The sequence below is a fragment of the Pantoea allii genome (genome assembly GCF_046529425.1).
Lineage (GTDB): Bacteria > Pseudomonadota > Gammaproteobacteria > Enterobacterales > Enterobacteriaceae > Pantoea > Pantoea allii.
The window spans coordinates 3,755,802-3,767,156 of record NZ_CP125958.1; the positions used below are offsets into that span (position 1 = coordinate 3,755,802).

9 protein-coding genes and 1 pseudogene are annotated in these 11,355 nt (G+C 50.7%); 7 read left to right on the top strand and 3 right to left on the bottom strand.

Annotation, left to right across the window (positions count from 1 at the left end; translation table 11 throughout):
* Positions 1-94 precede the first annotated feature (94 nt).
* Complete coding sequence (gene can, locus QNH99_RS17815; protein WP_172823888.1) at positions 95-751, top strand: carbonate dehydratase; 657 nt, start codon at positions 95-97, stop codon at positions 749-751.
* A gap of 78 nt (positions 752-829) precedes the next feature.
* Here can and hpt read toward each other — a convergent pair whose 3' ends face one another.
* On the bottom strand, positions 830-1,366 hold the full coding sequence (gene hpt / locus QNH99_RS17820; RefSeq protein ID WP_063878442.1) for a hypoxanthine phosphoribosyltransferase: 537 nt from the start codon (positions 1,364-1,366) through the stop codon (positions 830-832).
* A gap of 234 nt (positions 1,367-1,600) precedes the next feature.
* Here hpt and QNH99_RS17825 point away from each other — a divergent pair, with 234 nt between their 5' ends.
* Entirely contained in the window at positions 1,601-2,884 is a 1,284-nt protein-coding gene (locus QNH99_RS17825) for a cystathionine gamma-synthase family protein (RefSeq protein WP_410516995.1), read from the top strand.
* Between the two features lie 2 nt (positions 2,885-2,886).
* On the opposite strand, the pseudogene cueO reads toward QNH99_RS17825, so the two are convergent.
* Positions 2,887-4,487, bottom strand: a pseudogene (gene cueO, locus QNH99_RS17830) (multicopper oxidase CueO).
* Between the two features lie 159 nt (positions 4,488-4,646).
* Here cueO and QNH99_RS17835 point away from each other — a divergent pair.
* From QNH99_RS17835 to QNH99_RS17855, 5 genes are all read left to right on the top strand, one after another.
* Positions 4,647-4,994, top strand: a complete 348-nt coding sequence (locus QNH99_RS17835) for a YacC family pilotin-like protein (protein ID WP_063878440.1) — start codon at positions 4,647-4,649, stop codon at positions 4,992-4,994.
* 108 nt (positions 4,995-5,102) lie between these two features.
* The gene (speE, locus tag QNH99_RS17840; protein WP_410516996.1) at positions 5,103-5,966 is read left to right on the top strand and encodes a polyamine aminopropyltransferase; all 864 of its coding nucleotides are present in this window, start codon (positions 5,103-5,105) and stop codon (positions 5,964-5,966) included.
* Between the two features lie 28 nt (positions 5,967-5,994).
* Positions 5,995-6,804, top strand: a complete 810-nt coding sequence (gene speD / locus QNH99_RS17845) for an adenosylmethionine decarboxylase (protein WP_013024649.1) — start codon at positions 5,995-5,997, stop codon at positions 6,802-6,804.
* A gap of 666 nt (positions 6,805-7,470) precedes the next feature.
* Positions 7,471-8,307, top strand: coding sequence for an alpha/beta fold hydrolase (locus QNH99_RS17850; RefSeq protein ID WP_063878438.1), 837 nt, complete (start codon positions 7,471-7,473; stop codon positions 8,305-8,307).
* A gap of 1 nt (position 8,308) precedes the next feature.
* Positions 8,309-9,481, top strand: a complete 1,173-nt coding sequence (locus tag QNH99_RS17855; protein WP_410516997.1) for a nucleotide disphospho-sugar-binding domain-containing protein — start codon at positions 8,309-8,311, stop codon at positions 9,479-9,481.
* A gap of 60 nt (positions 9,482-9,541) precedes the next feature.
* On the opposite strand, the gene QNH99_RS17860 is transcribed toward QNH99_RS17855, so the two are convergent.
* On the bottom strand, positions 9,542-11,089 hold the full coding sequence (locus tag QNH99_RS17860; RefSeq protein WP_063878436.1) for a methyl-accepting chemotaxis protein: 1,548 nt from the start codon (positions 11,087-11,089) through the stop codon (positions 9,542-9,544).
* Between the last annotated feature and the right edge of the window lie 266 nt (positions 11,090-11,355).

An 11,355-nucleotide genomic window follows, 5' to 3' on the forward strand; every position in this document is an offset into this window, starting at 1 on the left:
CCCTGTTTTGTGGCATTGTAATGCCGTTTGAATTTAGGAAGCCTTCGCCTATAGTACGCGCACGCAAATGCGCAGTAACAGGTTGCTTAACGCCATGACAGATATTGATACCCTGATCAGTAATAACCGCGAATGGTCCACATTACTGGTCAAAGAAGATCCCGGCTTTTTTGAGCGACTGGCTCAGGCGCAAAAACCGCGTTTCCTTTGGATTGGCTGTTCAGACAGCCGCGTACCCGCCGAACGTCTCACCGGCCTTGAACCCGGCGAACTGTTTGTTCATCGCAACGTTGCCAACCTGGTGGTTCATACCGACCTTAACTGCCTTTCTGTCGTGCAATACGCCGTTGAAGTGCTGGAAGTTGAACACATCATCGTGTGCGGCCACTATGGTTGCGGCGGTGTGCAGGCCGCAATGGATAATCCAGAGCTCGGTCTTATTGATAACTGGCTGCTGCACATTCGCGATCTCTGGTACAAGCATAGCGTGTTGCTGGGAGAACTCCCGCCGGATAAACGCCTGGATAAACTCTGCGAAATCAACGTCGTTGAGCAGGTTTATAATCTGGGGCATTCCACTATTCTGCAATCCGCCTGGAAGCGCGGACGCAAAGTTTCGCTGCATGGCTGGGTTTACGGTATCCAGGATGGCTGCCTGCGTAACCTTGATGTTACGGCAAGCAGCCGGGAAAACCTTGAGCAACGCTATCGTCACGGCATGGCCAATCTGTTGGTTAAGGGCGATTTTTAGCGCCAGTAACCGCTGTGCGCGACAAGCCTACACGAAATGAAGGGCGCGGGCCTTGGAAGAATGTGCGGTAAACGGCATTCAGTCTTCGAGCGGCACCACTTTGCCAATGTAAGGCAGATGGCGATAATGCTGCGCATAGTCAATGCCAAAGCCCACGACAAACTCGTCAGGAATGGAAAAGCCCACGTATTCAACCTTGACGTCGACTTCACGGCGTTCAGGCTTGTCCAGCAGGGTACAAATCGCCAGTGATTTTGGCTCACGCAGGCGCAGGATCTCGCGCACTTTGGAAAGCGTGTTACCGGAGTCGATGATGTCTTCGACGATTAATACGTCTTTACCCCGAATATCTTCATCCAGATCTTTGAGGATTTTAACATCCCGGGTCGTGGACATACCGCTGCCGTAACTGGATGCGGTCATAAAATCCACTTCGTGTGGCACGTCAATGACGCGGCATAAATCAGCCATAAACATGAACGAGCCACGAAGTAGCCCCACCAGCACCATATCACTGCCGCTGTCGCGGTAATGGGCGGTAATCTCTTTGCCCAGTTCAGCAATGCGCGCGGCGATTGCCTCTTCAGGGATCATTACGTCAACAGTATGTTTCATTGCCTTCTGCCTGGTAGCTCACAAAGCCACGCAGTTTATCATAGTAGAACTGAGTACTGACGCCGCACGGAAATAGCAAACGTTTACGTGCGGTAAAATTCTTCACCTGCGTTCAGGCTGTTGCATCATCAGCATTACCTTAGAACAATACGGCATTTAGCAGCATTAATTACTGCATGATACGATTTTAACAACATATCGTTATGCGGTTAGCGACCTTATTGGGAGATCTCCATGGCCTTACCCTCAAGTAAGAAAACGCACGTTGGCGATCGTCAACTGCATCCTGAAACGCAGATGCTGAATTATGGCTACGATCCTCGCCTGTCTGAGGGGGCGGTTAAGCCGCCGGTGTTTCTTACCTCAACCTTTGTTTTTGACAGCGCAGAAGAAGGCCGCGACTTTTTCGATTACGTTTCAGGCCGCCGTCAGCCGCCAGAAGGCAAAAGCGGCGGACTGGTCTATTCCCGCTTTAATCATCCTAACAGTGAGATCGTTGAAGACAGGCTGGCAATCTATGAACAGGCAGAAAGCTGTGCCTTGTTCGCCTCCGGTATGGCAGCCATTTCGACAACGCTGTTAACCTTTGCAAGGCCCGGTGACGTCATTTTGCATTCTCAGCCGCTGTATGGTGGTACGGAAACGCTGCTGAGTAAGACACTGCAAAATCTGAACATCAACGCGGTTGGCTTTAGTGACGGGCACGATGAGGCCAAAGTGCGCGATGCGGCACATAGCGCGATGGCGCTGGGACGTGTTGCGCTGATTCTGGTGGAAACACCGGCTAACCCGACTAACAGCCTGGTCAATATTGCCCTGATGGCACGCATCGCCGACGACATTGCGCGGCAACAGGGTTCACGTCCGGTGGTCGCCTGTGATAACACGCTGCTGGGCCCGATTTTTCAGCAGCCTTTGACGCTGGGTGCAGACCTCTCGCTTTATTCTCTGACCAAATACGTGGGCGGGCACTCCGATCTCATCGCTGGCGCGGTGATGGGTAACAAAACACTGATGACGCAAATTCGTGCCCTGCGTAGCGCGATTGGCACACAGTTGGACCCGCACTCAAGCTGGATGATTGGCCGTTCGCTGGAAACGCTGTCGTTGCGCATGGAGAAAGCGTTTCACAATGCCGAAGCCGTCGCCGCCTTTTTGCGCCCTCATCCCAAAGTCGCAGCGCTGCACTGGTTACCCTACCTGGATGCAGAAAGCCCTGCAGGCAGAACGTATCGTGAACAGTGCAGCGGCGCCGGATCAACGTTCTCTTTTGACATTGTTGGCGGACAGCCCGCGGCGTTTCGCTTTCTCAATGCGCTTTCACTGTTTAAACAGGCCGTCAGCCTGGGCGGCACCGAATCGCTTGCCAGCCATCCCGGCACCACCACCCATTCTGGCGTGCCTGATGCAGTGCGTCAGCGGATTGGCATCACCGACGCGACGATACGATTATCTATCGGCATCGAAAACGCCGGCGACCTGGTAGAGGATATCCGGCTGGCCCTTGACCGTGCCTGAGGTCAGGTCACGGTAAAACCCAGCATCATTCCGGTATCTTCATGCTCCAGCAAATGACAATGGGCCATATACGCATGATCGGCGGCGGCAAGGTGGTTGAAACGGACCAGCACTTCGCTGCGCCAGCCGTCGACATTCACCATGTCTTTCCAACCCTGACGATGAGCGGCGGGCGGTTTACCGTTTTCTGAAAGAATGCGGAACTGTGTACCGTGAATATGGAAAGGATGCAGCATGCTGTCGCCTTCGCCGGAAATGGTCCATTTTTCGAGGGTGCCCTGCTTCACGTCAAAGGCTGGCCGGGTCATATCAAACGGCAGGCCGTTGATTTTATTTCCGTTGTGAAAATCATAGGTCGCCGCAGCCTTCTCACCCTGGTCCATATTCTGGTGATCCATCGTCTGCGCATCGCCATCATGTTTCATCCCACTCGCATCGTTGCCCATCGCCATATCATGGTCCGCCCCTTTCCCCATGGCTTTCTCACCATAGCGCGCCATCAGCGCCTGCATCCCCTGTTGATCCAACTGCGGATCCATACTGAGCTGCAGCCAGCGCGTTGTCAGGTTTTCTGTTTTCGGCACGGCCGGCAGCGTCGCTAACTGGTCAGGTAAGGTTGCGCTGGCCATGATCCGCAGCGGCAAGATATTCACCAATGGTAAGGGGTGATCGAAAGGTGCCAGCGTCATGCCCATTTGCGTGACGGGCAGCGTAACGATATCAAAGGCGTTGCCGTCTGAGGTATCGATCATGATCTCAAAGCGTTCACCCGGCAGCAGCGGGAGCGAGTCTAGTTTGACCGGCTCAGACAGCAGTCCGCCGTCGCTGGCGATAACATACAAAGGGCGCTTGTCGCTGGCAGCAATATGCAGAGAACGGGCATTACAGCCGTTAAGCAGCCTCAGACGGAGCCAGCCACGCGGGACGGCATGCTGGGGATACTGCACGCCATTGGTGAGCATCATGTCGCCAAACCAGCCTACCGCCGCGCGCATGACATCCAGTTGGTAATCGATACGCTCGCCCGACGGCGTCAGTTGCTTGTCCTGAAAAATAAGCGGCACATCGTCCGTGCCCCACTGGCTGGGCAGACGGAGCGTGCCTGACGCCTGATCGTCCAGCACGATTAACCCCGCCAGCCCTTGTGCGACCTGATGACCGGTTTTGCCATGCAGATGGGGATGATACCAGCAGGTTGCCGCTGGCTGATCCGGGGTGAACGTAACCTGACGCATCGCGCCCGGCGCAATAATGCCCTGTGGGCCGCCGTCGACCTCGCCGGGGATTTCCAGGCCGTGCCAGTGCAGCGTCGTCGCCTCCCTGAGCCGGTTATGGATGTTAATGGTGGCCGTCGTCCCCTTTTCAGGCGAATAGCCGGCCCCAGCAGGCTGCCGTTGTAGCCCCAGGTGGGCACCGCTTTACCCTGCCATTGCGTGGTGCCCTCCATCGCCGTCAGGCTGTACTGGCCTTTGGCATCCGCCTCCAGCAACGCGGGGATGGGAAGCGGCGGTCGGCTGGCTGCCATGAGCGAGCGGCTCCAGAGCGGTAGCGCACCCGCAGCGCCCAGTGCCGCGCTGAGTTTCAAAAAGTGGCGACGTTGCATAATCAGCATCCTTGTAACGAAATGACCTCAAGCCTAAACCCTGCACTTATGGCAAGGTCAAGCCCTGCCACACAGAATGCCCCGAAAAACGTAAATTGATCGAAAATCTTTACATAACTGTGCTAACGTCTCTAAGACTCCTATCAGATGAGAATAACTATGAAGAAAAGCATCAAGATCCTGCTGCTGGCGGGACTCTTCGGCTTCTCCTCCACCAGCTTTGCCCTGAGCGAATCCGAAGCAGAAGATCTTGCCGATCTCACTGCCGTATTCGTTTATTTAAAAAATGATTGTGGCTACCAGGATTTGCCCGATGCGCAGATTCGTAAGGCGTTGGTGTTTTTTGCCCAGCAGAACCGCTGGGATTTAAGCAATTACAACAACTACAACATGAAGGCACTCGGCGAAGCCAGCTATCGTGATTTAAGCGGTATCGCTATTGCTAACGACAAAAAATGTAAGTCGTTGGCCCGAGACTCTCTCAGCCTGCTTGCCTATGTAAAGTAGCGCGCCAGCCCGCTCTCCCGCCAGACATTTGCCCGTGCAACGACTATCATAGTTAGCTATGATGTCCCGCCGATTTTCAGGGTGATGTCACGAAAGGAGAGCCCCATCATGGCCCAAAATGAGATGTGGTATGAAACACTTCATACCGGCTTTGGCCAGTATTTTACCGTCGATAAGCAGCTTTATCGTGATAAAACGGCCCACCAGGATTTAATCATCTTTGAAAACGCGGCAATGGGTCGCGTCATGGCGCTGGATGGCGTGGTGCAAACCACTGAACGTGATGAGTTTATCTATCACGAAATGATGACGCACGTGCCGTTGCTGGCTCACGGTTCGGCAAAAAGCGTGCTGATCATTGGCGGCGGCGACGGTGCCATGTTGCGCGAAGTGTCCCGACACTCTGCTATCAAAAAAATCACCATGGTCGAGATTGATGCTGGCGTGGTCACCTTTTGCCGCCAGTATTTGCCCAACCACAGTGCCGGGGCTTATGACGACCCGCGGCTGAATCTGGTGATTGATGACGGTGTTAATTTCGTTAATCACACGACTGAAAAGTTCGACGTTATTATCTCTGACTGCACCGATCCTATTGGTCCTGGCGAAAGTCTGTTTACCTCTGAATTTTATGCGGGCTGTAAAAACGCCCTGAATGAAAACGGTATTTTCGTTGCCCAAAACGGCGTGTGCTTCCTGCAGCAGGATGAGGCGGTTAACAGCCATCGCAAACTCAGTCACTATTTTCAGGACGTCAGCTTTTATCAGGCCGCTATCCCGACTTACTACGGCGGCATCATGACCTTTGCCTGGGCAAGCGACAATCCGGCGTTACGCCAGCCCGATCCTGCCATACTGCAAGCGCGTTTTGAGGCCTCTGGCCTGAACTGCCGTTACTATACACCGGCAATCCACACTGGCAGCTTTGCCCTGCCACAATATCTGTTGAATGCACTGGAAGACCCGCGCTGACTGGGCATTTATAAGGGGGTGAGTAAAATTGCAAAAGCTAAAACTACATGGCTTCAATAACCTGACCAAAAGCCTGAGTTTTTGTATCTACGATATTTGCTATGCAAATACTGAAGCTGAACGTGATGGTTATATTGCTTACATTGACGAGCAATACAATGCCAATCGCCTGACAGAAATTCTGACCGAAACCTGTTCGATCATTGGCGCGAATGTTCTCAATATCGCGCGTCAGGATTATGAGCCACAGGGTGCCAGCGTAACCATTCTGGTGAGTGAAGAGCCCATCGATCCCAAAGATATTGATACCTCTGAGCATCCGGGGCCGCTGCCAAATTCTGTGGTCGCGCATCTGGATAAAAGCCATATTTGTGTCCATACCTACCCAGAGAGCCACCCTGAAGGCGGCCTTTGCACCTTCCGTGCTGACATTGAAGTGTCGACCTGCGGCGTGATTTCCCCCCTTAAGGCACTCAATTATCTGATTCACCAGTTGGAGTCAGATATCGTCACTGTGGATTATCGCGTACGGGGTTTTACACGTGACGTGAACGGCGTGAAACATTTTATCGACCATGAGATTAATTCTATCCAGAACTTTATGTCTGAGGACATGAAGGGCATGTACGACATGGTTGATGTTAACGTTTACCAGGAAAATATCTTTCACACCAAGATGTTATTAAAAGAGTTCGATTTAAAACACTATCTTTTCAATACCCGTCCTGAAGATCTTACGCCTCAGGAACACAAGCGTATTACCGACCTGCTGTGGAAAGAAATGCGCGAGATTTATTACGGCAGAAATATTCCGTCAGTGGGATTAAAAACGTACTAATCAACATACCGCTGCAACGCCCCCGTGATTGGGGGCCATTTTCTCCCCTCTTGCCTGACCGTAATGCCTCCTGCCATTCGACTCAAACACGACTTATTTCTCGCCGAAAACCAGGATAGCGCTGTTGTGACGGATTTTTCGTCATTTCACTGCTTTCATCGGGCTATCTGCTGCGGTGTGTACCGCTTCCTGTCGCAGAACCTGTCTTATCTTTTCCTCTGTTTTATCGCGGTGAACCCTGCCACTCTCCGGCATCGCTTACCTTTTCCAGCGATAACGAATGAATTAATACAAACAGACAGGACTAAACACCAAATCTCATCGTTATCTCCGCCAGGAAACATTAATTTATTTAACCTTAAAAACTATCATGCCAATCGTTAAACTGAAGCCTTACGCATGTGCTTCGATCCCAGTCCCGCCTGAAATTCCTTGAACTTCGTCACAGTAAGGACGCGTAAAACATAAGCTTAATTTGTCATTAAAACTAAGCAACATCAGTAGGATTACAAAAATTATGATAAAAAACCTTAATTATCATCAATATAAAAAATAGCCTTTTAAAAACTCAAATAAAACATAAAAATCACTTAATGATCACAACACCCTGTGCTATACATTAGAAAATTTTACGATTTGCAGGTACTTGTTGGTGAGGAGAGTGATATGAGTCACGAATGTTCCGTCCTAAACATAAATGAACTTAACGTTTATGTGGAGTTAACAAAATGCAGCGTTCCTACGCGTAACAGGACCATCCTGATCAATGGTGCGCTGGCAACGTCTTCTTCATTTCGCAACTGGAAACGGTTCCTGGCAGACAAATCCGATGTGATTACCTTCGATTTACCGTTTTCCGGCAAATCGAAGCCTTTCAACGAGCAGGACTGTAATATCGTCACGCTGGATGATGAAGTGGCCATCATCCGGGAAATTATTTCAATCTATAAGCCGAACATTATCGCTTCCGCCTCATGGGGCGGCGCATCCACGCTGAAGCTGTTACATAACGGCGAAGAGGGCCTGGAACACGCCATTATTGCGTCTTACTCTTTCGAATTTAACGATCGTATGCGCACCTACGTTAAGCAGGCAAACCTGTACTCGAAAGAGAAAAAGTTTGTCGATCTTGCCCATTTGATGAATGAGGAAGTGGGTGCGTATTTGCCGAATAAAATGAAATTCTGCAACTTCAGGCACCTGACCACGCTGGATGAGATTGAGTACCGGCAGGGGCGTTTCCACCTGGAGCAAATCTCTAACATTCGCAATCATGACTACAAGCGCATTATCGATAATTCGGCATGTCAGTTTCACTTCATCAATGGCGATCTGGATATTCATACTCCACAGAAAAACATTGAAGAGATATGCGGGGAATCAGATAAAACACGCTTTTATCAAATCAGAGATGCGGGACACTTTTTAGACCTGGAAGGAAAGGTCAGCCGGGAGCGAACCGCCGCCGCCTTTAATACCATTTTTAGTCAAATTGGTGTCTGAAATGAAAGTGATTATTGGCGCTCTGGGCTCGGCAGGTGATGTTTTTCCCTGTATTGAAGTGGGTTCGCTCCTGAAAGAGAAACATCACGATGTTTACCTGCTCGCTAACGACTATTTCAGGTCAGAAGCGGTGTCTCGCGGACTTTCCTTTGTTGCCGTCGGCGATAAAGAAACCTACGTGAACGCAGTACAGGATCGATCCTTATGGGAAAAGAAGCATTCTCTAAAACGGATTTCGTACTATATGGCGGAACAGCAGGAAGCCATGTTCGATGCCATGAGCGCCCTTGCCGACGATGGCTGCATCATCATTCATTCTTTATGGTGCTTTGCGGCGAAAGCCGTAAGCGATAAATATCAGATAAAGAAATACGCAATCAGCCTGACCAATTCAAATTTAAAATTGCAGCCCGGACGACTCATCAACTCGCTGGAAAAAAGCTTTAAGGTAAATTTGAACTGGAAGCTGGCCTTATTTCAACGAGCGCTGGTTTCACCCACGCTTCAGGACACGATAGACAAATTACGCCGCGACAATAACCTGCCCGCTTGTCGTAATATTTATGCCGATTGGGTAAGCAGCGAACAGCATACAATCGTGTTATATGAATCCTGGTTCTATCAAAAAAAGGCGCGCGACGGATTTTATGCGGGCTTTCTGCTTAACAAAAGTCGCGCATCCTCGGATGACGATCGCATTACTGCTTTTATCGACTCGCGCACGGTGGTCTTTTTTACCAGTTGGGCGCTGGCGGAGAAAAAATCGGTTGCCCCGATATTGCAGGATTTAAAGGATGAGGGACTGAAGTGCGTTCTTGTTACGCCAACGGCAAAATCTTTATCGGTAAAAGATGACGTTATGACCGTGCCTCAGTTGAATATTGCGCTGGCAGAAACGTGCTTATTTGCCATTCATCATGGCGGTATTGGTACGACCGCGCAGTTACTCAAAAATGGCGTGCCCCAACTCATCTATCCCCGCGCGTTCGATCAGTTTGAAAACGCCCGTGCCCTGGAGCGGTTGGCCTGTGGACTGAAAGGAAAAGGGATCGGGGAAATCAGAAAAATGGCGGCGCTTTCACGTCAAAAGAAACACAACTGCGACTTTTATGCCGCGCAACTTGTTCAACAAAACAATAAAGGCCAGGAACTGGAACGCTTTCTGACCCGTTAAGCTATCTGGCCATTGCCGCCAACTTGCCAGACATCCGCTTCGATGTCTGGCAAGCGGGAATCAGACCTGAAAAGCCGCCGTTAACACCCGCAGGCTTCTGGCCTGTTCTGTTAAAGACTGTGAGGCAGAAGCCGACTGCTCGACCAACGCAGCGTTACTTTGCGTGACGCTGTCCATCTGGGTGACCGCTACGCTGACCTGGGAAACGCCTTGCATCTGCTCTACCGATGCCAGCGCCAGGCCATCCATATATTGGGCCAGCGACGCGACCTCACTTGCAGCTTTCAGAATACTGTGTGCGGTATTATCCGCAGCCTTAACGCCTTTCTCTACACCATTGACCGCTTCTTCAATCAGGTTACCGATTTCACGTGAGGATGACGCACTGCGTTGTGCCAGCGTGCGCACTTCGGTAGCCACGACGGCAAAACCGCGACCATGCTCGCCTGCCCTTGCTGCTTCAACGGCCGCATTCAGCGCCAGAATATTGGTCTGAAACGCAATGCTCTGAATCACCGCGGTAATCTCTTTGACTTTCGCGGCGCTGACCGAAATGCTGTGCATTGTCTGACTCATTTCATTGACCGCTTTCTCACTGGCGCGGGTCAGCGATTCTGTCTCACGAGCCGAAGAGGCCGTGGATTCAGCCACAGAGGTGTTATTACGAACGGTGGCGGTGATTTGCTCCATACTTGCTGCCGTCTGTTGTAATGCCGCCGCCTGCTCTTCGGTGCGGGAAGACAGCTCGGTATTTCCCTGGGCGATTTCGCTGGCCGCAAGCTCAACCGACGCGGCGGAGTCCTTGATCTGGGAAACCAGCGTACGCAGATGATTTTGCATATTTGCCAACGCCGCCAGCAGCTTGCCGGTTTCATCGTTGCGATCAACGGTGATAACGGAGGTCAGGTCACCTCGGGCAATCGTATCGGCTGTATTCACCGCCAGCGTCAGAGGGCGGGAAATGCTGCGTGAAATAAGCAAGCCCAGAATCAATGAAATGCCCGCCGAAAGAATTAACCCGCCAATCAAGGTCATTCTTGTCTTTGTGCGCTCATTCATCAATTCATCTTCACGTGATTGCAGTAGGGATTTTTCGGTGACAATCATTGACGCAATCACCGCGCGCATCGCATCCATTTGGATTTTTCCTTCACCGCTGGCAAAGATGTCGAAAAAGCTCTGCTGACTCATGCTGCCCTGGTTAAGGCGTTCACGCGCATCAATCACCTTTTGCGCATACGTCTCCAGCCAGTTTCGTTGTCTGCTTTCCAAATCCGCTAAGCGCTTCTGCTGTTCAGGATTATCCTGAACCAGTTGATGAATACTCTCGATATATTGTCTGAAGGCCTGTTTCCCTTCATTAAACGGTGCCAGCATCGGTGTTTTCCCACTGAGCGAAAATCCGCGCACACCGGTTTCCATATTAAGCAGATTTTCGGTCGTTTTGCTCAATCCCTCAACGACTTGATAAGTATGAATATTGAGCTGACTGGCCTGCGTCACCCGACCAAAACCGGCATAAAACAGGCTGCAAACAACAATCATGACGAGCGTAATGGTGCCAAACGCAATATAGAGTCGTGTTCTGATAGATGTATTGCTGAGCATAATTTCTCCGCGAGTGGAAAAAAACAATTAAATTCCATTAATTAACTGAGACTAATGGCAAAACACATTAATAAAGCAGACGTATAAATTTAATGAAAAGCCTGCCCACTCAACCGGAGGCAGAGTGACGCTAACAGACGCGCATTAATGTTCAGTTGATTATTAACGCTGTTTCGGAAATTGCCACTGCGTTACAAATTTAATTTTCAACAACAGTAAAAATCACAAGAAAACTTATCTATCCGGGCTGTAGGGCAGTAAATAAA